21 protein-coding genes and 1 tRNA gene are annotated in these 25,883 nt (G+C 58.5%); 11 read left to right on the forward strand and 11 right to left on the reverse strand.

The window, feature by feature from the left end; translation table 11 throughout:
- The coding region (gene treF, locus AD949_RS10950) for an alpha,alpha-trehalase TreF (RefSeq protein WP_408735771.1) at nt 1-2,156 on the forward strand (2,156 nt) is incomplete at its 5' end.
- Between the two features lie 79 nt (nt 2,157-2,235).
- On the opposite strand, the gene AD949_RS10955 is transcribed toward treF, so the two are convergent.
- Together AD949_RS10955 and AD949_RS10960 are read right to left on the reverse strand one after the other, a co-directional pair.
- Nucleotides 2,236-2,931 (reverse strand): histidine phosphatase family protein, encoded by a 696-nt coding sequence (locus AD949_RS10955; protein WP_048836271.1) that lies wholly within the window; start codon nt 2,929-2,931, stop codon nt 2,236-2,238.
- A 16-nt stretch (nt 2,932-2,947) separates the two neighbouring features.
- Nucleotides 2,948-5,164: a hypothetical protein gene (locus AD949_RS10960; protein WP_244463394.1), complete on the reverse strand. Its 2,217-nt coding sequence runs from the start codon at nt 5,162-5,164 to the stop codon at nt 2,948-2,950.
- 182 nt (nt 5,165-5,346) lie between these two features.
- Between AD949_RS10960 and rfbB the strand changes: the two genes are divergently transcribed.
- The 7 genes from rfbB (at nt 5,347) to AD949_RS10995 (ending at nt 13,432) form a co-directional block, all read left to right on the forward strand.
- Nucleotides 5,347-6,405, forward strand: a complete 1,059-nt coding sequence (rfbB, locus tag AD949_RS10965; RefSeq protein ID WP_048836231.1) for a dTDP-glucose 4,6-dehydratase — start codon at nt 5,347-5,349, stop codon at nt 6,403-6,405.
- Nucleotides 6,402-7,313, forward strand: a complete 912-nt coding sequence (gene rfbA, locus AD949_RS10970; protein WP_048836232.1) for a glucose-1-phosphate thymidylyltransferase RfbA — start codon at nt 6,402-6,404, stop codon at nt 7,311-7,313. Before rfbB ends, rfbA begins: the two co-directional genes overlap by 4 nt.
- Before the next feature lie 48 nt (nt 7,314-7,361).
- Entirely contained in the window at nt 7,362-7,919 is a 558-nt protein-coding gene (rfbC, locus tag AD949_RS10975) for a dTDP-4-dehydrorhamnose 3,5-epimerase (protein WP_048836233.1), read from the forward strand.
- Nucleotides 7,920-7,934: 15 nt separating this feature from the next.
- Nucleotides 7,935-8,840, forward strand: coding sequence for a dTDP-4-dehydrorhamnose reductase (rfbD, locus tag AD949_RS10980; RefSeq protein ID WP_048836234.1), 906 nt, complete (start codon nt 7,935-7,937; stop codon nt 8,838-8,840).
- Nucleotides 8,841-8,959: 119 nt separating this feature from the next.
- Nucleotides 8,960-9,949 (forward strand): glycosyltransferase, encoded by a 990-nt coding sequence (locus AD949_RS10985; RefSeq protein ID WP_244463395.1) that lies wholly within the window; start codon nt 8,960-8,962, stop codon nt 9,947-9,949.
- Nucleotides 9,950-10,136: 187 nt separating this feature from the next.
- Entirely contained in the window at nt 10,137-12,725 is a 2,589-nt protein-coding gene (locus tag AD949_RS10990) for an FtsK/SpoIIIE family DNA translocase (protein WP_371277371.1), read from the forward strand.
- Nucleotides 12,722-13,432: an RluA family pseudouridine synthase gene (locus tag AD949_RS10995; protein WP_048836237.1), complete on the forward strand. Its 711-nt coding sequence runs from the start codon at nt 12,722-12,724 to the stop codon at nt 13,430-13,432. The genes AD949_RS10990 and AD949_RS10995 overlap by 4 nt, the downstream gene beginning before the upstream one ends.
- Nucleotides 13,433-13,546: 114 nt before the next feature.
- Here AD949_RS10995 and AD949_RS11000 read toward each other — a convergent pair whose 3' ends face one another.
- The 7 genes from AD949_RS11000 to AD949_RS11030 form a co-directional block, all read right to left on the reverse strand.
- Nucleotides 13,547-14,641, reverse strand: coding sequence for a glycosyltransferase family 61 protein (locus AD949_RS11000; protein ID WP_048836238.1), 1,095 nt, complete (start codon nt 14,639-14,641; stop codon nt 13,547-13,549).
- A 102-nt stretch (nt 14,642-14,743) separates the two neighbouring features.
- Nucleotides 14,744-15,925: a glycosyltransferase family 4 protein gene (locus AD949_RS11005; RefSeq protein ID WP_244463396.1), complete on the reverse strand. Its 1,182-nt coding sequence runs from the start codon at nt 15,923-15,925 to the stop codon at nt 14,744-14,746.
- Nucleotides 15,926-15,989: 64 nt separating this feature from the next.
- Nucleotides 15,990-16,661, reverse strand: a complete 672-nt coding sequence (locus AD949_RS11010; RefSeq protein ID WP_048836239.1) for a glutathione S-transferase family protein — start codon at nt 16,659-16,661, stop codon at nt 15,990-15,992.
- A 16-nt stretch (nt 16,662-16,677) separates the two neighbouring features.
- Nucleotides 16,678-17,808, reverse strand: a complete 1,131-nt coding sequence (mnmA, locus tag AD949_RS11015) for a tRNA 2-thiouridine(34) synthase MnmA (RefSeq protein ID WP_048836240.1) — start codon at nt 17,806-17,808, stop codon at nt 16,678-16,680.
- Nucleotides 17,809-17,847: 39 nt separating this feature from the next.
- Complete coding sequence (locus tag AD949_RS11020; RefSeq protein WP_048836241.1) at nt 17,848-18,162, reverse strand: ferredoxin family 2Fe-2S iron-sulfur cluster binding protein; 315 nt, start codon at nt 18,160-18,162, stop codon at nt 17,848-17,850.
- A gap of 6 nt (nt 18,163-18,168) precedes the next feature.
- Entirely contained in the window at nt 18,169-19,347 is a 1,179-nt protein-coding gene (locus tag AD949_RS11025) for a cysteine desulfurase family protein (protein ID WP_048836242.1), read from the reverse strand.
- A gap of 36 nt (nt 19,348-19,383) precedes the next feature.
- Nucleotides 19,384-20,544 (reverse strand): cysteine desulfurase family protein, encoded by a 1,161-nt coding sequence (locus AD949_RS11030; RefSeq protein WP_048836274.1) that lies wholly within the window; start codon nt 20,542-20,544, stop codon nt 19,384-19,386.
- A 448-nt stretch (nt 20,545-20,992) separates the two neighbouring features.
- On the opposite strand from AD949_RS11030, the gene AD949_RS11035 reads away from it, so the two are divergent.
- Nucleotides 20,993-21,658 carry an alpha/beta hydrolase gene (locus AD949_RS11035; RefSeq protein WP_048836243.1) on the forward strand — a complete coding sequence of 222 codons (666 nt, stop codon included), beginning with the start codon at nt 20,993-20,995 and terminating at the stop codon, nt 21,656-21,658.
- 144 nt (nt 21,659-21,802) lie between these two features.
- Here AD949_RS11035 and AD949_RS11040 read toward each other — a convergent pair whose 3' ends face one another.
- On the reverse strand, nt 21,803-22,570 hold the full coding sequence (locus tag AD949_RS11040; RefSeq protein WP_082064767.1) for an RNA methyltransferase: 768 nt from the start codon (nt 22,568-22,570) through the stop codon (nt 21,803-21,805).
- Nucleotides 22,567-23,937, reverse strand: coding sequence for a cysteine--tRNA ligase (gene cysS, locus AD949_RS11045; RefSeq protein WP_048836245.1), 1,371 nt, complete (start codon nt 23,935-23,937; stop codon nt 22,567-22,569). Before cysS ends, AD949_RS11040 begins: the two co-directional genes overlap by 4 nt.
- A gap of 133 nt (nt 23,938-24,070) precedes the next feature.
- Here cysS and AD949_RS11050 point away from each other — a divergent pair.
- Together AD949_RS11050 and AD949_RS11055 are read left to right on the forward strand one after the other, a co-directional pair.
- Nucleotides 24,071-24,145, forward strand: a tRNA-Thr gene (locus tag AD949_RS11050).
- Nucleotides 24,146-24,239: 94 nt separating this feature from the next.
- Nucleotides 24,240-25,850, forward strand: a complete 1,611-nt coding sequence (locus tag AD949_RS11055; RefSeq protein ID WP_048836246.1) for a DUF6538 domain-containing protein — start codon at nt 24,240-24,242, stop codon at nt 25,848-25,850.
- The last annotated feature ends 33 nt before the right edge of the window (nt 25,851-25,883 follow it).

A 25,883-nucleotide genomic window follows, 5' to 3' on the forward strand; every position in this document is an offset into this window, starting at 1 on the left:
CTCCTGCTCCTGCTCCTGCTCCTGCTCCTGCTCCTGAGGCAGAGTCCAAAGCCTCTCTCCCTGCAAGTCCAGAATCCGCGCAGACAACACTGGATGAAGACGCAGCCGTGCCCCCTGTGCAGGTCAAGCTGTTTGACGTGCAGCCTGCCACCCATACGGGAGACCATGCTGCGCCGGATTCGGTGCCGCAGGACCTCCGTCCGCCCTCCATCGCGTTGGGAGATCTGTTTGCCGCCATTCATGCCGCGCACATCTTTACGGACGCCAAGGCTGTGGCGGATGCTATTCCGGATCAAGCCCCAACGGATCTGGTGGCGGAATGGCGGCAGGAGAAAGACCTGCCTGATTTTAATCTCAAACGCTTTGTTTCCCAGCACTTCACCATCCCCGTGCTGCGCTCGGCGGCCTACAGCCGCAAGCCCGGCGAAAATGTCCGGGACTATATCTCCGGCATGTGGGACGTGCTGACGCGGGAAGCCGATACCGCGGTGCCGTGGTCCTCCCTGCTCCCGCTACCGGAGACCTATATCGTGCCCGGTGGCCGGTTTTCGGAGTTTTATTACTGGGACACCTACTTCACCATGATCGGCCTGTATGAGGACGGGCGGATTGACCTGCTGCGCAATGTGGTGCGGGACATTGCCTCGCTGATAGACCGATACGGCCATATGCCCAACGGCAACCGGACCTACTACCTCAGCCGCTCCCAGCCGCCCTTTTTCTCCCTGATGCTGGACCTGCTCGCCAGCCATGACGGGCAAGTGGTGTACACATCCTTCCTGCCTGAATTGCAGCGGGAGTATGATTACTGGACGCATGGCGCGGACACCCTCAAACCCGGCGAAGCCTGGCAGCATGTCGTACGCCTGCCCGATGGCACACTGATGTTCCGCCCGTGGGATGACATGGACACCCCGCGTGATGAAAGTTACCCGCAGGATCTGGCTACGGCAAAACGCACACAGCGCCCCGCGCCGGGGCTCTGGCGTGACCTCCGGGCTGGCGCGGAAACCGGGTGGGATTATTCCTCGCGCTGGCTGGCGGATAACAGGACGCTAGGGACCATCAACACCACCTCTCTCATCACCATCGAATATAACTGCCTGATAGCGCATCTGGCGCAAACGCTCTCCCACGCCTACGCCCTGAACGGAGAGAAAGAAAAAGCCTCCTTGTACAGCCAGCAGGCCACCCAACTGCAAAACGCCATCAATCATTATCTATGGAACGAGAAGGAAGGTGCCTATTTCGATTACAACTGGCGGACGGGGCAACTCCGGGATGTGCTGTCCACCGCAACACTGGTCCCGCTGTTCCTGCATCTTGCGCCTCAGGACAAAGCCGACGCCGTGGCCCGCGCAGTCAAGGCCCGTCTTTTACACGTGGGCGGCCTGACCGTAACGGACCGCGAAACCGGGCAGCAATGGGATTACCCCAACGGCTGGGCACCAGAAGAATGGATGGCCATCAAGGGGCTGGAACAGTACGGGCATGACGCGCTGGCGGCGGAAATTGGCCGCCGTTGGATGGCACGTGTTATCGGCACCTATGAAAAAAGCGGCGTGCTACTGGAAAAATATGATGTTGTCTCGCCCGAAATCAGCGCGACCGGCGGCAAAGGCGGTGGGGAATATCCAATGCAGATCGGCTTTGGCTGGACCAACGGCACCCTGCTGGGACTGATGAACCGCTACCCGCAGAACACCCGTCAGGTGCTGGACAACAACCCGCTGGCAGACCAGCCCTCCCAACAGCCGCTGCCACCGGTTAATGCGTGGGATGCCAAAGGGCCGGAAATCCCGGTGACGGAACGCTCACCGCTGAAGGGTGTGTCGGTCTCCACTCTTAAAGCCGACCGTCCGGCACAGGACAAAACCCCTCGGCCAGAAACAGAGGCTCCCGCAACGCCCGACGCGCCACACCCTGCCGACCCGGCCACGATAAACCCTCCGACCAGCCAGACCCCGGTAAAGCAGCCCCCGGCAAAACCGGAGAAGAAAGCAAAACCGGAGGAAAACACGCAACACGCCGCACCGGACCAGAAGCAGGACACCAAACCAGTCCCCAGCGCGGACCCGGTTCCGGTTGTCCCGCACATGAACCCGACACCCGAGCAGCACCCCGCAGGGACTTCTGGCCCGGGACCAGCGGATTGAGTGCGGAGGCAATAAAGCCGGTCTTTATTAGGAGGGACCCAGCGTTGCGCGGCGTGCCAGAGGCACCTGCCCGGAGAGATTAAATCCCAGGCAGTTCGTTCACTGTTACTACGCGCCAGCCCTCATCCAGACGCTCCAGAATGGTCAGGGAGAGATTCTGAATAGAGAAATGCAACGCGGTCTCGGGATGGATGCGCAGAGCATGGGCAAGAGCGCCGCGAATAGCACCGCCATGGCTGACGGCAACAATATTCTGCCCGTCATACGCGTCCGCCAGACGGTCCAGCGCCGCCCCGACGCGCCCGCAAACATCCATCATGCTCTCGCCACCGGGCGGGCATTCCGTCGCCGAAACGGACCAGAACGGGTGCGGGGCCAGACGCAGATGCTGTGACAGATCCTGATGCGGCATATTGTGCCATTCACCGAGATTTTGCTCGATCAACGCCGGTTCCACAGTCAGCGGCACGGAGCCATATCCGGCCTCCTGAATCGCTTCAGCCGTGCGGCGGGTGCGGGAAAGCGGGCTGACAACCCAGTGCGCCTCACGCGGGAGACGCGCGGCCAGTGCTTCATACATCGGGCGCTGGGCAATCAGACTATCTGGGCATAACGGCACATCCAGCGCGCCATACAGCCGGAGCCGGGCATTCTGTTCCACCAGCGCATGGCGGATCAGCCAGAACCGTGTGATGCCGGGCGCAAGCTGCGGCGTGTCGAGAAAATTACCCTGATTGGTCTGTCGGGTGGCGGGGGAGGTCTGGTGAGCAGTCATGGTTTCTGTTGTGCTGTCAGGAACCGCCCAGCGCAAGGGCGGAAATGGAACGCCGCAGGGCATCCGCCTTCTGCTCGCCTGTCACGTTATCTTTAGGGGCTTGCGCTTTAGAAACTGGAGTTGACCAGCGAGCCTCATCGGCCCTGTCCTCCTGCTCCCAGCACGGCGCATAGGATGGAAGAGGGTCGGCCTGCGCGATGACCTCCCAATACTTCAGAATCAGGCTGATTTTTTCCAGAACCCGAAGCGAATCCTGAAGTTCACGCGCCATCCGGGTCTTCACGTCAAGACCTTCATGAGACGGCTCGCCTGACACCAGACGCGCCCCGGCAGACAGCCTTAAAGCCCCCACCAGTCCGCCAGCCGCCTGAACGTGCGGAATGGGAACAGGCTGGCCGATATGACACAGCAGCCCCGCAAGCGCCTTCTGCTGTTGCGGAACATAGGGGGACAAATCGGCATTCAGCCACTGATACAGCTTGCGACAACGCGCGAGATCCAGCGGAATCGCCGCGCCAGTTTCGCCGCTGGTTTTTTCAGGTGCCCGCACAAGAAAAGAGAGAATCGTCTGCTGACGGTCCCAGTCGTCCGGCAAAACGTTCCGCTGGGGGCTAGGCTGCGGCAAGAACTCAAGGTCCGGATTGGCCTCGATTCCCCGCGTCACAGCAGTCAGAAAACTCTGCAACCGCTCCGCAATCACCGCAGGCGGGATCGCGCTGAGAGCTGCCATTTCCGCCTGCGCAGCCTTCCAGCGGAGCAGCAAGCCATGGTTAAAGCCGGATGCCAGCGTTTGACAGGCGGGGCTTTCTGGCCATTCACACTGGTTCGCGTAGGCGGCGAGGCCCGCTGGGAGCGCCCCGTGGTCCAGCCGGGCTTTCCAGCAGTCTGGCAGGAGAAGTGCTCCGCAGAATGGCGGTCCGGTGAAAAACTTGGACCCTGTCACCATTACCGCCCAGCCTCTGGCCAGATAGGCCTGCACACGCTCTGGCATCAGCCGCGCCTGACAGGCATCCACCACCACATCCAGTTGTCCCGGATACTGATCACACAAGGCCTCAAGAGCTGTAAGATCTGGGGCAAGCAAGCCGGTTTTGGACAGGTCCAACACATGCAGCAGCACGCGCCGCCCCTGTGCCAACTGGTCTCTGATCTCTTTCTGGCAGTCCGCCGTCACCTCCGCCTCTGGCCGTAAATGACCCTCCGTATCACGCAACGGCAGGGCGACACAGCGTGTATCCTCCCTGAACCCTTCTACCAGAGCCCCTTTGCACACAGACGTTCCGAGGGCCGTCTCCTGTGCAAAATGTTGCCCGTGGGACGCTAGCGGCACTCCGCTGCCAGTCTCTTCCGGTGCTGTCAGCACAACTGAAACCGGCTGCCCCGGAAGAGCGGACAGTGCCAGCACCGCCAAGGCGACATCTGTGCCAGAGGAGGCCAGCACAACGTGATCCTTCCCGGGCAAGCCAAACCAGCCCGCCAGAAAACTCCGCACGTCCAGAGCCAGAGCCTGCAACGCTAGTGGTGCTTTGTTTGCAAGGACAGCCCGAGCCAGATGCACTCTGGCCATCTCCCCGCCCGTAAAACCGCGTTCTGATAAAGACGATGCGGTTGAGGAGGCAAACGTCACAGCCCATGGGCGCGGGCGGTGCGAACAGCCGTAATGATTCAGGCCAGTGCGCACATCAACCGCCAGCCGGGCATCCCCCCCTTCGGCCATGAGGGCTTCAACAGGGCCAATCAGCGACCAAGCCTGTGCCAGCCATGCCTGAAATTCTTCCCACTGAGCAGAGGTATAGACAGCCCCCTCCCCTATCTGCCCGAAAAGCGGGCACAGGGCCGCAAAAATGTGAGGAAGTGCGTCTCTGGCTGGGGGCTGCCTGCTTGCAAGCGTCCGTACCCATGCTTCCGGGGCGGGCAGGTCTGACGGGGCATCCAGCATCCAGAATCGGGCAGCCGTTCGGGCCGCGGAAAAAGAAAGTCTCAGCAGATGAACGGGGTCCGACTCCTGCAGGCCAGAGAGAACGGCCAGTTCCAAGGCGTGACGCAGATGGAACGCCACAACCCGCTGCTCCCCAAGACACGGAGAACCCAGCACAATCTGCCGCCCGACCTGTACACGAAATGGATGTATAACGCGCGGGTCCAGGGAGATTTTGCAGTCCATAGCAAGCAGGCGCAGTTCCGGGCGATCCAGCACATGCAGCAAGGTTTCTGTCAGATTTCTGGCAAACATTTTCCGCTTTCAACTTTCTGACAGCCTCTGCGTTCAGACTGCCTGTGCGCCTGCTTTCCATACAGCCAAGCAATAGAAAATCGCAAATCATCCGAGATTACTGGCGAAGAGTGTACTTCTCGGCTATGCCCGATATTGAAGATTTTAAATGTTCCTTTCGGTCCACAAAATACGGAATATCAATGCGTATCTTATTGACAGGCGGATGCGGGTTTATTGGCTCAGCAGTAATCCGTCATATTATTCGGGACACGACCCATTCCATCCTGAACGTTGATTGTATGACTTACGCGGCTTCGGAAGAAACCGTGGAAGACGCCGCCGCCAGCGGACGATACGAATTTGCCCGCGCCAATATCGTCAATGGCAGCGAGCTCAGCCGGTTGTTTGAAACCTTCCGCCCGCAGGCTGTTATGCATCTGGCCGCGGAAAGCCATGTAGACCGCTCCATTGATGGTCCCGGCGTGTTTATCCAGACCAACGTGGTCGGTACCTACTCCCTGCTGGAAGCCGCCCGTAAATACTGGCTGACGCTGGACAAGGCTGATCGTGCGGCCTTCCGTTTCCATCACATTTCCACCGATGAAGTCTTTGGGGCGCTGGAGCCGAACGACCCGCCCTTTACCGAGACTACACCCTATGACCCGCGCAGCCCGTATTCTGCCAGCAAGGCGTCCTCCGACCATCTGGTCCGCGCATGGTACCATACCTACGGCCTGCCGACATTTGTGACGAACACGACCAACAATTACGGCATCTGGCATTTCCCGGAAAAACTGATCCCGCTCATCACCATTAACGCAATCGAAGGCAAGGATCTGCCTGTGTATGGCGATGGCAAGAACGTGCGGGACTGGCTGTTTGTGGAAGACCATGCCGAAGCGCTGGTCAAGGCCGTGGAAACCGGCGTACCGGGTGAAACCTACGCCATTGGTGCCCGCCAGCCGCGCACCAATCTGGAAGTGGTTGAAACCATTTGCAACGTGCTGGATGAACTGGTGCCGGACCCGGCAGGCCCGCGCACGCGCCTGATCAAGTTCGTCACCGATCGCCCCGGCCATGATTTCCGATATGAAATTGACCCATCCCACGCGGAACAGGCGCTGGACTGGAAAGCTAAACATACCTTTGAAACCGGCATTCGCCGCACGGTTCAGTGGTATCTGGATAACCGCGACTGGTGGGAAGGCATCCGCGCCCGCCGTTACACAGGCACACGACTGGGAAGCACCGTAGAATGACACAGAAACCTGCAATTCAGACAAAAATGAAGGGTATTCTGCTGGCCGGTGGTTCCGGCACGCGGCTGTATCCCATGACGCTCGCTGCCAGCAAGCAGTTGCTGCCCGTGTATGATAAGCCGATGGTCTATTACCCGCTTTCCACGCTGATGCTGGCGGGGATCCGGGACATCATGATCATTAGCACACCTGCTGATCTTCCGCAGTTCAAGCGCCTGCTGGGCGACGGGTCTCAGTTTGGCGTCACATTCGAATATCGGGCTCAGCCTTCCCCGGACGGCATCCCGCAAGCCTTCCTGATTGCGGAAGACTGGCTGGATAACTGCCCGTGTGCACTAGCACTGGGTGACAATCTGATTTTTGCGGACCATCTGAGTGCCGCCCTCCAGACCGCCGCCATCCGCCCGACGGGGGCAACGGTTTTCGCGTATCAGGTCCGTGACCCGGAACGCTATGGCGTGGTCTCTTTTGATGAGACAGGCCGCGCGCTGAGCATTGTTGAAAAGCCGAAAGAGCCTGTGTCCAACTGGGCCGTCACCGGGCTGTATTTCTATGACAATCGCGTTCTGGACTTTGCCAAACGCGTAAAACCCTCCACCCGTGGCGAGCTGGAAATTACCGACCTCAACCGCTTCTATTTGGAAGAAGGCAGTCTGCATGTGGACCGTCTGGGTCGTGGCTGCGCGTGGCTGGACGCCGGTATTCCGGACAGCCTGATGGAAGCTGGTCAGTTTGTGCACACCATTCAGGCCCGGCAGGGCATGCTGGTTGGCTCTCCGGCGGAAGTTGCCTACCGGCTTGGCTTTATTGACGCGGACCAGCTCCGTGCACACGCCGCCCGCATGGGCAAGACAGAACTGGGACGGCTCCTGATGCAGGTTGCCAATACGGTTCAGCCAACAGGCTGAACCTCCCCTTTCTTTTTCAGACCGTTTGCAGACAGGAGCTTTCCGTCCATGAAAGTCGAACGCCTTGCTATTGAGGCCGTGATTCTGGTCACGCCGCCCCGTTTTCAAGATAATCGTGGGTTTTTTTCTGAAACCTATAATGTCGACCGGATGCGGGATGCTGGCATTACCGAACCCTTCGTGCAGGATAACCAGAGCCTTTCCCGCCAGAAAGGCGTGATCCGTGGCTTGCATTGCCAGCTCGCACCCTATGCTCAGGGTAAGCTTGTCCGCTGCACCAAAGGCGCTATCTGGGATGTGGCTGTAGATGCCCGCACTGGCTCCCCGACATACGGTAAATGGGTCGCGGCTGAACTTTCTGAAGAAAACTGGTCTCAGCTCTGGATTCCGCCGGGCTTCCTGCACGGATTCTGTACCCTGACGGAAGATGCGGAAGTGCAGTACAAATGCACTGGCCTGTATAACAAAGCCTCCGAACGCGCCGTGATCTGGAACAGCAAAGAGCTGGCTATCGACTGGCCCGTGACGCTGGAAGACGCCGTACTTTCTGAAAAAGATCTGGAAGCTCCAGAGTTTTCCGCCGCTAAAGGCTGGTTTCATCTGTAATCAGGAGCAGACCTCATGAGCAGTCTTGCACAGAACGGCGGCCCCATTCTGGTCACTGGCGGCAAAGGCCAGTTAGCGACCTCTCTGGTTAATTTGGGAGGACCGCGCATTCGCTGCGTCGGCCGTCCTGATTTTGATTTTGACAAACCCGCAACACTCGCGGCCACACTGGACGCCATCAAGCCGGTCGCCGTCGTCAATGCGGCGGCATGGACGGCGGTTGATCTTGCGGAAAGTGAGCAAGACGGCGCTGCCCGCGCAAACGCCACAGGGCCGGAAGAACTGGCCCGCCTGTGTGCCCAGCGTGATATCCCGCTGATCCATGTCTCCACAGACTATGTTTTCTCTGGAGATAAAGGTGCGCCCTATGTAGAGACAGACCCGGTTTCACCCGACACTGTCTATGGTCGCACCAAAGCAGAAGGTGAGAGCAAGGCTCTGGCCGCAAACCCCAAAACCATCGTGCTGCGCACCGCATGGGTTTATTCCGCGCACGGGAAAAACTTTGTGCGCACCATGTTGAATGCCGGTGCCAAAAACCCGGTCCTGAAAGTGGTGGGCGACCAGAAAGGCAATCCGACCAGTTCGGATGATCTGGCTAAAGCCATTCTCTCCATTCTCGCCGTGCTGGAAAAAGACGGCTGGAAAGACTCTTTTGCCGGGATTTATCATGCCTGCGGCACGGGAGAGACGACATGGCACGGGCTGGCCGTTGCCGCCCTGCAGGATGCCGCAACGCATGGCCAAGCCATGCCTGAAGTCACCGCCATCCGTACGGAAGACTGGCCCACGCCGGCTAAACGGCCTGCTGATTCACGTATGGACAACAGTAAACTTACGCGCGTTTTTGGCGTTACTATGCCGAACTGGCAGGACAGTGTGCGGAAAACCGTTCATCAGATTTTCGCACAGACAGCGTAAATCTCCGACAACGCTATCTGGGTGATCTGAAATTTGACAGATTGTCCAGATAGACTGTCAGCTTGCCCAGCCCCGGGCGTATTTGTCATTTTATATGACCGGAAGGAAGAGCAGCACAGGTGCAGGAAGATAGCCAGCACACCCTTATGAGCGACCAGAACAGTTCTGGTGACAAGAGGCCATCTGTCGCTATTCTTCTCTCTCTTTACAATGGTGAAGCGTATTTACAGCAGCAGCTGAACTCGATTCAGCAACAGACCTACACGGACTGGGCGCTATACTGGCGAGATGACGGCTCTACGGACAGCACGCTCACACTCATGCGCCAGTTCACTCACGAGGTCGGCGCGGAACGCTGCGTGGAAGTTACCGCGCGTAAAGGCGAGCATCTGGGGGTTACGGGCTCCTACGTCACCCTACTGGCGCAAAGCCCGCCCCACACCGCTCTTGCCTTTTGTGATCAGGACGATGTCTGGTTTCCTGACAAGCTGGAACGCGGGATGGCTGCACTGGCGAGCGTGTCGACCTCCATTCCAGCACTCTACTGCACACGCCAGACGCTGACGAACAAAACGCTCCACGCCACCAGCCTGTCCTCTGCTCTACCGGAAAGCACCAGTTTTCTGCCCGCCATGACGCAGAATATTGCGACGGGCTGCACAATCATGCTCTCCCCCGCCGCCTGCACTCTGCTTCGTAACGCTATGCCCGCTCCGACCTTTTTGCTGCATGACTGGTGGGCTTATCTAATGGTAACGGGAGCCGGAGGCCGGGTTCTAACAGACAATCAGCCGTCTCTGTTCTATCGCCAGCACGGAAAAAATGCTGTGGGAGCCCGTAGCCATTTCCTACACCGAGCGCTCGCAGCCCTGAAACGTGGCCCGACGGCGTTCATGAATATTTTTCGGGCGAACACCTTATATCTGCTCCAGCGTCAGGCTCTTCTGACGCCAGACACCGTCAACGCCCTGAAACGACTGCAAAAAACACAACGGCCGGGCTGGCCCGGCTTCATGGCCCGAGTCTCGGCTCTGTGCCGCCTGAAACAGCTCAGACGCCACAAAATGCTGGAAAATCTGGTTTTCAGAGTCTGGTTTTTGCTCGGATAACCTTTTGTTCCGGCGTTTTGCAGAAAGACTCGCCTCGTAACCTTACTTTAGGGCACCAGTTCAGGTTAGGTTACGACCAGTTTCGTCCAGAAGCAGCCATTATCAATTATACGCCGCCAGTCTTCCTTTGCTGACAGATAAAGGGACAGGTGGCCCTCAGGAGTCAGGATACAGGCCCTTGGCGCGCGTGAGCCACTCAAGATCGTCCGATTACCCCACATCCCCTTACAAAAGCGCGTTTCGTCTGCGGCTTGAAGAAGGGGGAGGGATTTTGCTGTGCCTGCTCGCCTGCGTGCTGCTGGTCGCACTGGTGACATATAACCCAAACGACCCCTCCTTTAATACTGCAACTGGTCAGTCCCCCACCAATCTGCTGGGCATGACGGGTGCCGTGCTGTCTGACACGCTTTTGCAGGGAATCGGGCTGGCGGCTGTTCTGCCATCCCTGATTTTGTTTGCATGGGGTTGGAGATTTCTGAGCCATCGGCTTCTGGGGCATGAAGCGCCAATGGTGTTCGGCCTGCGGTGTCTGGCGCTTATCTGCCTGTTACCTGTTGCCGGGGCGCTGCTTGCGGCCATTCCGCTTCTGTTTACGGCACTCCCCCCCATCCACTGGCCAACACAGGCTGGGATTGGTGGTGGCATTGGGTTTTCCATTGCCCAGACGTCCCTCTCCGCTGGCATGGCCGCCATTGGCCCGGCAGGCGGTATGGTGCTCTGGATTCTGGGCGTCCTGCTGTCTATTCTGCTGACTGCCCTCTGCACAGGCCTGCGGCGTGAAGAATGGCTGACACTGTGGCGCGGCGTGGTTGTTCTGTTCCGCTTGCCCGGCCAGCTTGGAATGCGCTTTGTACGGTATTACGCCAGCCGCAAACCGCAGACGGAAGACATCTCCGGCCCTCTGGGCGGCTATGCGACAGGGGAAGAAACCTCCTACGCCAGAAGCAGCGGTCACACCCATAGCCTGTTTCAGGATGATGAGGATATTGAGGATCACCAGCCCCCGCTGCGTCCCATTGGCTCCACGACCGCCTTCCACGCGGATGAACTGGATGATGAACCCGCCATTGCACGAGACCCCGCTCCTACGCGGACTGAGGGCGCGAGCGCTTCCGGACTGACGCTGGAACCGGCTCCCTCCGCCTCAGCCCCACAAGGCCGCAATGGCCTTCTGGGACGGTTGTTTACCGGCAAGGATGCCGCCGCCTCTGGCGGGAGCCCCAAAACAACAAAGACTCCGGCCTCACTCCCCCGGAAAGGGGGTTGGGAGCTCCCACCGTTAAGCCTGCTCAAGCCCGCTCCAGCCCACACACAGCATGGCCCCTCAGAAGAGGATCTGACAAAAACAGCGCGTCAGTTGGAACAGGTGCTGAATGATTACGGCGTGCAAGGCAGCATTGTGGGCATGAGCGCTGGGCCGGTTGTCACGTTGTATGAGTTGGAACCGGCAGCAGGCATCCGCTCCGCCCGCGTGATTGGTCTGGCGGATGACGTGGCCCGCTCTCTCTCCGTACTGAGTGTGCGTATTGCCACCGTACCCGGCCGGAATGTGATCGGTATTGAAGTGCCGAACAAAAAGCGGGAGACGGTGTATCTGTCCGAACTGCTGAACCAGCCGGACTGGCGGGAAGACCCAGCCCATCTGTCCCTCGCACTCGGCAAGGATATTGAGGGCGAGCCGGTTTTCAGTGATCTCGCCCGTATGCCGCATCTGCTGGTGGCAGGCACCACTGGCTCCGGTAAATCCGTTGGCGTCAACGCCATGATCCTCTCGCTGCTCTACCGGCTTTCTCCGGATGAATGCCGCCTGATCATGATTGACCCCAAGGTGCTGGAACTCTCCATTTATGATGGCATCCCGCATCTGCTGACCCCTGTGGTGACAGAACCACCCAAAGCCGTAAACGCCCTGAAATGGGTGGTGCGGGAAATGGACCGCCGCTACCGCACCATGGCGCACCTACAGGTGCGTAACATTGCAGGCTACAACGCCCGCGCCGCTGAAGCACGTGCGGACGGGGAAGTGGTCGTGCGCCGTGTGCAGACCGGGTTTGACCCTGAAACCGGCAATCCGGTGTTTGAGGAACAGTCCGTTACACTGGACCCGATGCCCTATATCGTCGTGATTATTGACGAGGTCGCGGACCTGATGATGACGGCTGGCAAGGAAATTGACGCCTGCGTGCAGCGTCTGGCCCAGAAAGCCCGTGCGGCGGGCATCCATGTTGTCATGGCGACACAGCGCCCGTCCGTGGACGTAATTACCGGCACCATCAAAGCCAACTTCCCCACCCGGATCTCCTTTCAGGTGATCAGCAAATTCGATAGCCGCACCATTCTGGGTGAGCAGGGTGCCGAGCAGTTGCTCGGACAGGGTGACATGCTGTTCATGCAGGGCGGTGGCCGTATCACCCGCGTGCATGGGCCGTTTGTGGCGGATAATGAGGTGGAGCAGGTCGTCAACTTCCTGAAAGAACAGGGCGAGCCGATCTATGATGATGACGTTCTGGCCGAACCTGTGGACGAAGCCCCGGCCAGCAGCGGCAAATCCGGCGGCGGCGGTGGCGATAACGGTGAAGCCGACATGTATGATGAAGCCGTGGCCATTGTGACACGGGAAGGAAAGGCGTCCACCTCCTTCGTGCAGCGCCACCTGTCCATTGGCTACAACCGCGCCGCCAAGCTAATTGAGCAGATGGAACGTGAAGGCATTATCAGCAGGGCCGACCATGTGGGTCGCCGCAAGGTGCTGACAGGCCCCACCCGCGAGGAATGAGCAAACCTCTCCGCTCCCCTCTCCCATACCCTTTCCCGCTGACCTTGCTGTATCAGGACCAGCATGTGGTGATTCTGGACAAACCCGCCGGTGTGCCTGTGCATGCCGGACCAAAGGGTGGCCCCTGCGTGGAAGACTGTTTCCCGCTGCTCTCCCGTCGTAAAGATGGGCCATGGCTGGCCCATCGGCTGGATGCGGAAACCTCCGGCTGTCTGGCTATCGCTCTGCGCAAACAGCCCTTGCTGGCCATGCAGAAAGCCTTTGCCGACAAAACTGCCCGCAAAACCTACTGGGCCGTTGTGGAGGGGGGACCTGATGCGGAGCAGGGGACAATTGCCCTCCCTCTGACCAAGACAACAGCACCGACCGGCTGGCGCATGATCACCAGCCCTGATGGCGCTCCGTCACGCACGGACTGGCGCGTGTTGGGCCGGGGCGGCGGTCTGTGCTGGCTGGAACTCTCCCTGCATACCGGGCGCACGCATCAGGCCCGTGTGCATTGCGCCGCCATGGGCTGGCCAATTCTGGGGGATACGCTCTACGGCCATCCGCACCCGCAAGGACTGCATCTGCTGGCAAGGAGTCTGATGCTCCCTCTGACGCCGCCCGTCTCTGCCACAGCCTCCCCACGCGCAGGAATGCACGCTGCTTTGCACACCTGCGGATGGGTGGAATCAGAAACTGTAGACTATTCCGATGGTTTTTGATTCAAGAGCCTGAGAAAACAAACCAACCCATGCCAGAATTACGGACGGCCGCCACTCTTAGGCTCCTGTTATTCCAAAAACCACAGCAGGCTACATTCCGGTAGCCTGTTGAAATTATTGCGGAATGAGAGAGTCGACCTTTTCAAGAAAGCTGTTCAGCTCATCAGGCGTGCAATCCATGACATATTCGTTTCTCTCTGGAGTAGGCCATTTGCAGTTTTTGGTTACATAAACATTCTGATGCCCCATCAGGTAACCAATATGAAGCTGAACGGCGTTCCAAAAACCAAGGCAACCAACAACAGTACCGGGGGCGGAAAAAAGAGTACTGTGCATGCCTGACCCGTGCTCACCAACAACTGCGGCGGCCTCGGAAAATACCTGTATCTGCTCTTCGAGAGAAAGTTTTTCAGGCTGAATAATTTCGTACCCACGCTGAAGAGCTAGTTCTTCAAACGCTGCACGGTGGGATAATTGCCTGTTGCTATGCATATAATTTGAACGCGAAATCAGAATTTTGCGTGTTTTTTTGACTGCTTCGTCAGGTGGCGTGAGCGAATTATAAAAATCCCGCACAAAGCTATGAAAAGAAAATTCATTAGTATAGCAGTAAGAAGGAAGAATCGCCTCCTTACAGAGCACAATGTCGGCTCCCGGGTTATAACCAACGATCTTGTCCCGACTGACCCCACAGGCAAAAGCCAGAAACTGGTAAATCCACTCCGGCGTGGAATGTGGCAACAGAATTTTCAGGTTTGAAAATTGCTCTCCCATCATGGCTTTAACGACGCCAAATCTGGGAAGATAATCAACCAGCCAGTGTCCCCACACGTCGCATGCGACACCGTCAGCAACAATGACACGTTCCTCAATAACGATCTTATTCCGGGAGGACTGGGAAAAATAATCATCTTCATGCGGGACGCTATGCTGATTATCCAGACCGGTAGCGCAGTTATAAACCAGATTGGTATTCAGAATGGTGCTGCCCGGCCGGGTTACGATAAGGTCTTTGACCGTGTAAAATCCAACCGGGTTTAACGTCTCCGTTGGTCTTTTCCAATGATAGGCGTGCACCCAGCCTTGACGATCCGTCAGTTCCCAAACTTTAAATGGCCCAACAACTTTTTCTGCGGGTCTATATTCCTGAAATTCAGAAACTCCACAGTCCGGATTTTTCTGACCTCTGGAAATATCGGAAAATCTCATCGCTCTTGTCCCACCCACGCTGTAATCTTGAAAAATAAAAAGCTTATCTCACCATTCCATAATGCAGCATTATTGAAACTTCATGCATTTGTACTCTGAACATCAAGAACGAAACAACCCTTTCCAGCGCCATTCCCGCACAATGTCCTCATGCAGGAGGCGACGTTTCTCGCGCATCACCGTGGCGTCAAACAGTCTGGCCCGTGCATGCCCCGCCTGCCCCGCTTCTGTCCGCAAAGCAGGTGAGGCGATGAGTTGGTCCAGGCTATCCGCCAGCGTGTCTGGCGCGTCCGGGTCCACATAGAACCCGGCCTCTCCCACCACATCGGGCAGTCCGCCCCGATGCGATGCGATCACCGTCGCACCACACCCCATGGCTTCCAGAGCCACCATACCGAACGGCTCCGGCCAACGGCTGGGCACCACGACAATGGCGGCGCGGCTCATGGCCTGCATCACAGCCTCATGCGGCTGGTAGCCCCGCAGTTCCACACCGGCCTGTTCCGCCTGCGGGCGCAAGGCGCTGAGAAAAGGCGTTTCCGGCGAATCAGCCCCAAAACGATCCGCGCCAATCATTTCTGCGCACCAGCCTGTATGGCGCGGCAGAATGCGGGCACAGGCCGCCACAAACGCATCCGCCCCTTTATCCGCCACAAGACGCCCGGCGAACAGCACCACCGGATCCCGCTCCGCCACAAGGGGGGGCAGGACGGAAAAATCCAAACTATTGGGCAGAACCCGCACACAGGATGTCACGCCGTGACTGATAAATCGCCCGCGCACCCATTCCGACACCGCGACCACGGCCACCGCCTGCCCCAGATGCGCGCGCTCGGCAACAGTCCGGGCGCGCTTCATCCCGCAGGGATCATTATGCAGCACCAGACTGACTGGCAGACCGGGGCAGACCTTTCGCAGAGCCAGCGCAACATCAGGCCGGTTATGCACTTCAATCAGGTCCGGCCGGACAGACCGCACAGCACGCGCAACACCTGCCACATACCGCTGAATCCGACTGAACGGCCGAAAAACAGGCACCACTGGCACAAACCGCACATCTGCAAAGGGCTGGCCAACAGGCGGCAACCCCACCACGGTTTCCGCAGGACCGGCCATGCGGCGCACCAGCAGCGCAATGGCCCCGGCCTCACCCGATGCAAACCGTTCCCGTGGCGGCAGAACCGTCAGGACATGCAGAACATCTGGTGGAGTCTGACCCTCCCCTGCTCCACCACCCTCAGCGGCAGGAGGAACCCGTGCCGGGCCAATCCGGAACGCCATCATGCCGGTGTAACCCTCAGAAAAATCTGGTCATCAGAAAACTGGTCATCAGGAAAAATAGCCCTGCTCAGGCCAGAGATTCATAAACGTCCAGATGCCAGTCCGTGGGTTCCTGCGCGGCCTGAGCGTACCAGTCACGCATCAGCGGATGCTGGCGCACGGCCTCCATATACTGGCGGGAAATGTCAGACAGACCCGGAACATCATAAGACAGAAAGCGCGCAACAACCGGCGCAAACATGGCATCGGCATTGCCAAACGCTGCCCCGAACAGGAACGCGCCGTCCTGCCCGAACCGGGTGCGGGCGTCTGTCCAGAGTGTATCGATCCGGGCAATATCTTTCAGAACGTCCTCATCAAACCCGGCGGCAGGCGGGCGTTTATCGCGGCCCAGATTCATGGGCAGAGCGGAGCGCACAGCATGGAAACCGGAATGCATTTCCGCTGCAATGGAACGGGCCACAGCACGGGCGCAACGGTCCGCGGGCCAAAGGTCCGGGTCTTGTTCCGCACAATATTCCGCAATGGAGAGCGAATCCCACACCACCGCGCCATGATGTTCCAGATAGGGCACACATCCGTTGGGAGACAGCGTCTTCAACGCGGCAGTTCTGCCGCCACCCGCTAGTGGAATGACGTCAATATCAACAGTCAGCCCTGCCAGCCGGACGGCAAGCCAGCCCCGCAGAGACCATGAAGAATAACGCTGTGTTCCGATCACCAGCCGTCCGTCTGCCATTGTCTCTCTCCCTTTGTCAGGCTGCCGGGTTTACGTCTGCCTGAATGTCTTTCTGAACATCTGTGTGAATGTCTTTTCGGGCCTCAGCCCGGCGAATAAAACCGCCACCCAGAATACGGCTGCCATCATAAAACACACAGGCCTGACCGGGGGCGGGCATGGCGGGTTCTTCCAGCAGGACGGTCGCTCCGTCTGCTGTGGGAATCACACGGGCCGGGCGCGGTTCTTCCCGCGCGCGCATCTGCACCCGGCACGGCAGCCCCTCGGGCGGTGCATCCACCAGCCAGTTGACATCCCGCACGGACAGGGTGCTGACGTAAGAGCCTTCACGCGGGCCAATCACCACCCGCTTGCGGCCCGGTTCCACGCCCACAACCATCTGGCGTTCGCCGTCCAGACGGGCGGCATTGCCCAGCCGTTTGCTCTGCCCAACGGTAAAGCGCATCACACCTTCATGCTGGCCCACCACGCGGCCAGTACTATCCACAATCTCACCGGGGCCAGCCATCTCGGGGTGCATTTTTTCAACGAGGTCCACATAGGACCCATCGCTGACAAAACAGAGATCCTGACTGTCCGGCTTGCCGGCCACAACCAGCCCGAACTGCTCGGCTTCCGCCCGCACGGCGGCCTTGTCCGGCATATCGCCCAGCGGGAAGCGCAGAAAATCCAACTGCTCGCGCGTGGTGGCGAACAGGAACCAGGACTGGTCCCGCGCCTCATCCACCGGGCGGTGCAGTTCAGCCCCGTTCGGACCTTCCACGCGGCGCACATAATGCCCGGTGGCCATGGCGTCGGCCCCGATTTCCTTTGCGAGGCCAAGAAGATCGGTAAATTTCACGCCCTGATTACAGGCCACGCATGGCACCGGCGTCTCACCAGCCGCATAGGCATCGGCAAACCGCTCGATCACGCTGTCCTTAAACCGGCGTTCCGCATCAATCACATAATGCGGGAAGCCCAGACGGTCAGCCACGGCGCGGGCATCACGAATATCCTGCCCCGCACAGCACGCACCCTTTTTAGCCGCACCGCGCGAATCATAAAGCTGAAGGGTCGCCCCGATCACCTCGTGCCCTTCTGCCTGAAGGCGGGCGGCAACCACGGAACTGTCCACCCCTCCGGACATGGCCACAAGAATACGCATCGGCGCGTCCCCTTACTTCTCTCGTGTTTAAAGTCGCTGTCAGGCTGTGCGCGGCAGGCGTACAACCAGACCATCCAGCGCGTCTGTCATGACAATCTGGCAGCCAAGGCGGGATGTCTTTTCCAGCCCGAACGCCAGATCCAGCATATCTTCTTCATCATCCGTCGCAGCAGCCAGTTTCGGAGCCCAGGACGGGTCCACCACCACATGGCATGTCGCGCAGGCCAGAGAGCCTTCACACGCGCCTTCAAGATCAATGCCATGCTTGTGGGCAATTTCAAGCACAGAAAGGCCAAGCGGCGCATCAACCGTGCGTTCGGTTCCATCCTGTTCAACAAAAGTCATCTGGGGCATGCGTTTTTATCCTGCCAGGGCTGTCTTGATCTGAGCGGCCTGCACCAGCCTGTCCGCCGCGCGCTCCGCCTCGGCGGCTGAGGTAAAACGTCCGGGAGAGAGACGCAAGCTTCTTCCGGCCTCATCGCGCCCCAGCCCCATGGCTTCCAGCACGTAGGACGGGGCAATTTCCGCCGAGGAACAGGCCGAACCCAAAGACACCGCCAGCCCCGGCATGGCGGCAATCACATCCAGCGCCCGCCGCCCTTCCGGCAGCCTCAGGCTGAACAGACCGGGCAGACGCGGGGCTGGCTCAGCGTTCACCACCACATCCGGCAGGCTCTGGCGCACCCGCGCCAGAAACACATCCCGCAGATGCGCCAGATGGGCGGCGTCTTTCTCCTGTTCCACCAGCGCAATCCGGCAGGCTTCCCCGAATCCGGCCAGCAGAAAGTCCGGTAGTGTGCCAGACCTCAGCCCACGTTCCTGCCCGCCGCCAGAAAACAGCGGTTGCAGCCTCACCCGAGGGCGACGGCGGACAAACAGCGCCCCAGCCCCTTTGGGACCATAGAGCTTGTGGGAAGAGATGGACCCCAGAGCCAGCCCCATCCGCCGGACATCGACCGGCATTTTCCCGGCCGCCTGTGCTAGATCGGAATGCAGCAAAGCCCCTGCCTGCTCCACCAGAGGGGCAAGGGCGGCAAGGTCCTGCACCACACCCGTCTCATTATTGGCCGCCATGATGGAAACGAGGGCGGTGGGCACCTCCAGCGCCTTTTGCAGAACAGCTGGGTCCAGCAGCCCGTTGAAATCCACCGGCAGAATAACCGGTTCAAACCCCTCCTGAGCCAGATCCCGCACACTTTCCAGAACACATTTATGTTCGGTCGCCACCGTAATCACCCGGCGGCGCGGGCTGCCCATGGCCGCAAGATGGCGGGCCGCGCCCTTGATGGCGAGGTTATTGGCCTCCGTCGCGCCGGAGGTAAAAATAATCTCGCGCGGGTCCGCGCCAATCAAGGCGGCAACCTCCGCCCGTGCCTCCTCCACCCGCTCCGCGGCCCTGCGGCCAGCGGCATGGGTGGTGCTGTGCGGGTTCCCATGCTCGGTCTCAAGAATAGTCAGCATGACAGCGCGCACACGCGGGTCACACGGGGTGGTTGCCGCATGATCGAAATAAAGCGCGTCCCTCTCTACGTTGTTCATATCCCGCCCTTTCTCCTGTCAGCCTGTAAGCAAGGGTCAGCCTATAAGTGTAGGCGTTCTGCTCTGCGCCATGGCTGTGTAAGCCCGGATAAACTGATGAATGTCCTCTTCCATCACATTCCAAGGCAGAGAAACCCGGAGGGACTGTCCGGCCAGTTCCCCCAACCCCATAGCCTCCAGCACATGAGAGGCCGCAACCTTACCCGAAGAGCAGGCCGACCCGGCAGATACGCAGACCCCGTCCAGATCCAGCCGCATCAGTTGCCCCTGTGCTCTGCGCCCCGGCAGCGAGAGGCTGGTTGTATTGGCAAGCCTTGGCGCTGCCCCCCCATTAACCACGGCCCCGGCAGCAACAGCGGCCTGCTCCAGCCTGTCCCGCAAGGCGGCAAGCGGCTGGGCGGGCTGCGCCAGAGACGCCTGTAACGCCGCCGCAAGCCCCGCCAGCGCGGGCAACGGCGGTGTGCCACCCCGGCGGCCCTGCTCCTGCCCGCCACCTTCAAACAGGGGCGTCAGGCGCGCGGGGGCCGGACCACGGAGCAGCAACGCGCCCGCCCCTTTGGGGCCACCCATCTTATGGCCGGACAGGGCAAGACTATCCGCCCCCATATCCTCCACACACAGCGCCATCCGGCCTGCCGCCTGCACGGCATCCACATGCAGATGCGCGCCGTACCTCTGGCAAAGGCGGGCAACCTCGGCCATGGGGTGCAGGACACCCGTCTCATTATTCGCCAGCATTAAGCAGACAAACGCGGGAGACTCGTCCTGCGCCAGTTTGGCCTCCAGCACATCCAGCCGCACCTGCCCGCTGGTGTCCACCGGCAGCCAGTTCAGCGGAGCCCCTGCGGGCACGCCCATGCGCACGGCATCATGCTCCGTCTGCCCCACCAGAAAACGTCGCCCCTGACCCAGCCCGGACATGGCGAGCACATTAGCCTCCGTACCGCCGGAGGTAAAAATGCAATTGAGCGGAGCAACCCCGAGCGCTCTGGCCACCTGATCCCGCGCCTCTTCCAGCACAGCCCGCGCCATACGTCCGGCACTATGGACGGAGGACGGATTGCCCGTCAGATCAGCCGCCGCCAGCATGGCGTCCCGCGCTTCTGGCCGCAGAGGTTCCGTGGCGTTGGCGTCCAGATAAACCCTACGCGGCGTCTCCCCCCCGCTCCGCGCCCAGAGATTCGCCCCGAGATTCATGGTTTGCTCCTCTTTCCGGCCTGCCCCGATTGCGGCCTGATGCCCATCACATGTCCGTGCTGTTCCCTGCAATGGGCACAAAACAGCCATCAGAACGATTTATGTGGAAATTGTGACCGCACACCCCTTATAGAAGGGCTCATGGTCAATACCATACAGTGCAGCAAGGTGAGGTCCGCGCAGTATGCCCGTGCCAGCGGCAAGGTCAATCTCGGATTTTGCGCCCTCCCCCTTTTTCTGCCTCCTGCATGATACCATGTCCATAACAGAGCGTTCTCTGCCGCTTCTTTTCCTGCATGCGGCGGTGGGTGGCCTGTTTTTAACTGTTTTGCGGGCCGCCTGACCCGCCTGCACCGGCTTGTAGCGTGGCATCGCCCCCTGCCGGAGCATCTGCCCAACCGGGATGCGTCATGCCCACGGACGCATTTCAAAACCATGCGGAACCCGAATGCCTGAGGTTATGTTTGCCGGCCCGGACGGGCGTCTTGAAGGACGTTACCACCACTCCAGCCAGCCCAATGCTCCCCTTGCTCTGGTGCTGCACCCACACCCGCTGCATGGCGGCACAATGAACAACCGCATTACTTATGCCATGTACCGCTCGTTTGAAAAAATGGGCTTTTCAGTCATGCGCTACAACTCCCGTGGTGTCGGGCGGTCTCAGGGCCGGTATGATGGCGGGATTGGTGAAATTTCCGATGCCGCCGCAGCCCTTGACTGGATGCAGATGGTCAACCCGAACGCTAGCGGCCTGTGGATTGCCGGTTATTCCTTCGGCGCATTTGTCGGCATGCAATTGCTGATGCGCCGTCCGGAAATTACCGGCTGGATCAGCGTTGCCCCTCCGGCCACCTATTACGACTTTGGCTTTCTGGCACCCTGCCCCTGCGGCGGCCTGATGATTGCTGGCGGCAAAGATGATATGGCGCCAGAACCTGCCATCCATAAACTGGTGGACAAGCTGAACACCCAGAAGGGCGTTACGGTGGATTACCGCGTCTTCCCTGATGCAGACCATATCTTTGCCAAACAGGCAGACAAGGTGACGGCTGCTCTGGAAGACCATGTGACAACCGCCATGGCGCATCGCAACATGCCGCTTGCGGCTGACTGATCTTCTGTTACACGGGGCGGATTTTCCGCAAATCTGCCCCGTGACCTACCTCCTGCTTCCTGCCAGAAATCACGTCCGATCAGACGTCGCAGGCTGCACTGTCTGAGCAGTTAAAGCGTTTCTAAAACTCTTTCGAGGCACCTGTTATTTTCTACGCGGATGCGCCAGTTCCCGCACCACGCCGTGCAGCGTGCGCAGTTCCTGCTCCGTCACTTCCCCGCGTGTGAAAAAGTGCCGCAGATTCCGTACCATACCGGGGCGCTTCTGCTCGTTATGCAGAAAACCACACTCATCCAGTTCGCGGATCAGGTGCCCCATGAAGTTTTCCAGCTCGCCCTTGGTGGCAACATGGGTTTCATTGGTCATGAGTTCACGCGGCGCGGTCTGGTCTTCCGCAACCCACCATTCATACGCCATGATCATGACGGCCTGCGCCAGATTGAGTGACATGAAAGCCGGGTTTAACGGGTAGCGGATCAACGCATCCGCCCGCGCCATATCCTCATTATCCAGCCCGGCGCGTTCGGGGCCAAACAGCAGACCGACTTTCAGCCCCCTATTTGTCGCCGCCCGCAATTCCGCCGCCCCGCCGCGCGCCGTCATGACGGTTTTGACGATGTGGCGCGGGCGCGGACAGGTGGCAAAAACATGGTGCAGGTCAGCAATGGCGTCATCCACGCTCTCATGCACTGTGGCCGCGTCCAGAATCCGGTCGGCCCCGGAGGCCGTGCGCCAAGCGCGCTCCTGCGGCCAGCCATCACGCGGGCTGACCAGCCGGAGGTGAAACAGCCCCCCATTGGCCATTGCGCGCGCCGTGGTGCCGACATTTTCCGCAAGCTGCGGACGCACCAGAATGACAACTGGCGTATTCCCCACAGGCTCCAGCGGCGCCCCGCCGTCACGCCCGGTCATGCGCGCCTCCAGATCGTGCCGTCTTTTGTATCTTCCAGCACAACCCCCTGTCCCTGAAGCTGATCACGCAGGGCGTCCGCCTTTGCAAAATCACGCGCCTTCTTGGCGGCTGCCCGCTCGGCAATCAGGGCGTCAATTGCGGCGTCATCCGCTGACCTATCACCCTTGAACCATTTTTCCGGGTCTTCCTGCAAAAGCCCGAGCAGGCCAGCCCCGGCTTTCAGAGCACCTGCCGCGTTCCTATCCCCAGCCAAAGCCTGTGCCGCCAAAGAGTGCAGTTCGGCAATCGCCATAGGGGTATTCAGGTCTTCCGCCAACGCTTTCAGCACGGCCTCCGGCACAGCGACGTCCGGCACCGGACCCGCAGCCAATGCGCGGTAGAACCGGTCCAGCACCTTGCGGGACTCCTGCAATCCGGCCTGCGTGTAGTTCAGTGTCGAGCGATAATGCGCCCCCAGCAACAGCAGCCGCAGAGCCTCCGCCGGAGCCTGTTTTAGCACGTCCCGAATCGTCAGGAAGTTACCGAGTGATTTTGACATCTTCTCGCCTTCAACGAGAAGCATGGCGTTATGAACCCAGTAATTGGCAAACTTGCCTTGCGGAAAGCAGCACAGGCTCTGGGCGCGCTCGTTTTCATGGTGCGGGAACAGAAGGTCCGATCCGCCCCCATGAATATCAAAGCTTTCCCCCAGATAGCGGTGCGACATGGCCGAACATTCAATATGCCAGCCCGGCCGCCCACGGCCCCACGGACTTTCCCAGCCCGGCTGGTCCGCATCTGAGGGTTTCCAGAGCACAAAATCACCCGGGTCTTTTTTGTATCCCGCGACTTCCACACGGGCACCAGCCACCAGATCTTCCGGGTCCCGGCCCGATAGAGCGCCGTAGGACGGGAAAGACGCGACTGAGAACAGCACATGACCATCCGCCTCATAGGCGTGGCCGTTTTCAATCAGACGGGCAATCAGAGCCTGCATCTCGCCAATATTATGCGTGGCACGCGGCTCAATATCCGGCGGCAGCACGTTCATGGCCGCCAGATCCTGATGGAATTCTTCTGTAGTGCGCTGTGTGAGAGAGCCGATATCCTCCCCATTGGCGCGGGCACGGGCGGTAATCTTGTCATCCACATCCGTGATGTTGCGGACAAACGTCACACACGGATAGGCCTGCCGCAGGAACCGCACCAGCACATCCGCTGTCAGCATGGCGCGCAGATTGCCGATATGGGCCAGATCATAGACCGTCGGCCCACAATAATAGACTTTCACATGCTCCGGATCGAGCGGCGTGAACGGCACGGTCGCGCGGCGCTGACTGTCGTGCAAAGAAAGGGGTGGCCGGGAGGCCGAAGCAGAGTGCGGCATAAGCGACTAGATGCGCCAGCGTTTGGCCTGATGCAATATCCGCGCCCCCAAAAAACTGCCACAAGATTGAAAACCGACCCTTGACGCGCCGCGCGTTTTACAGTTTTAATCCGCGCCTGCACGACAGTGCTGTGCCCTTATAGCTCAGTGGTAGAGCAACCGCCTTGTAAGCGGTAGGTCTTCAGTTCAAATCTGAATGGGGGCACCATTCTTTCCCTAAATGGCGAATAACCGGCCTCTGTGTAACGCAATGCCTTAAAAGCACTGCGTCTCAACCCTTCTGTAACGCATGAGTGTAACACATGCGGGCCGGATCTAATTTGCTCAAACGAGGCGACCGTTGGTTTTTTCGCTGCCGTATTCCATCGGGGCTTTCCGTCTTCATCAACCGCCAAGAGATTGTCTATACCCTCCGCACCAATCGCAAAGAGGTTGCTAGCTTTCTAGCAAGCGCTATACGTTTGAGAACAAAGGGATACTGGCAAGACATCGAAATAATGGCCGCGAACAATATAGCCAAACATACTATCACAGAGCAGATACAAAAACGGTTCCAAGAGGACCTTGAGCATGCTTTCAAGCAATACGTAGCCATGCTAACTGCTCCGAACTATAATAGCTCACTCCAAAGAGACGCAGAAGAAAATAACCTAGCTAATTTCTCCCAAGACAATCACGAGCGAAACATGAGTGTCTTCATGCAACATGCTCTCAAAATGTTGAGGGAGGCAGGCTATGATGATGCCACTGAGAATAGCCAAAGAGCTCGTGTCCTTTCAGCTTATTTGGCCGAACGCGCCGGATTGCTAGCTGAAGCGCGTTTACATTGGATTGATGGAGAGGAGGAGTATCGTCCTCAATTGCGGGACTTGCCTGAAGAACTATTTCCACCGCCACAACACAAGAAAACTCTTATCAAGGAAGACGTTTCAAAGCCTCAAACAAAACCTAGCCACACACACGTTCCGATTAGAGATATTTTAACAGCCTTCATGACTGAACGAGATTTCTTGGAGAAAAGTCAGAAAGAACGGATACGTGTGGTTGATACCTTTTGCGACATCACAAAAAAAGACGATGCGACCACAGTAACTGCGGAAGATGCTATCCTGTGGAAGAAAACACGCCTAGGCACGAAAACCTTCAAAGGCGAGAATGTTAAACCGCAAACAATAAAAAGAGACCTTAGCGTCCTTAAATCTTTGTGGGATTGGGGAAAGGCTAATCGCTTATTATCTTTTACTGAAAATCCGTTTCGTGGCATTGCTCCCCGACAGAAGAAAGGCACAGTGGATCCGGTCAGACCTTACACCGGGAAAGAAGCAAAATGGATTTTAGAGAACAGTAGATGTAACAGAAAGCCGTTCCTTCGATGGGCTCCTTGGGTTCTCGCATATACTGGTTTACGACTAAAAGAACTAATGTATCTCAGAAAAGAACACATCTGCATTATAAAAGATATTAATGTTATTAATCTGATCGCAACCAAAGATAGACCGTTAAAAACACCACAATCTTCAAGAATAATACCCCTCCACAAGGATTTAATTAAAGAGGGATTTTTGACCTATGTAGATTCTCTACAAAACGGCTCTCTTCTTTTTCCTGAAATCACTCCCGACACTAATAATGATTTGAGTGGAAATGCCTCAAAACTTCTTGGATATTGGATTCGAAAAAAGCTTCATATAGATGATCCCACTTTGAGCCCTGCTCACTCATGGAGACACCTTTTCATTGACATGGTAGCAATGGCAGGAGCCACCCCAGATATCGCAGACGCTTTATCTGGACACGAAGTAGGAACGGGCAGTGCCCGATCAGGTTATGGTGAAGGAGCCCGTCGGAAACCGTGGGAAACCGTTAAAATTATAGAAAAAATGAAGTCGTTAATAAATGGAGAGTGGGAATAGTTATAAATTCTTGGCTGTATTATTTTAACAACA

This window comes from Acetobacter orleanensis, assembly GCF_001581005.1.
Lineage (GTDB): Bacteria > Pseudomonadota > Alphaproteobacteria > Acetobacterales > Acetobacteraceae > Acetobacter > Acetobacter orleanensis.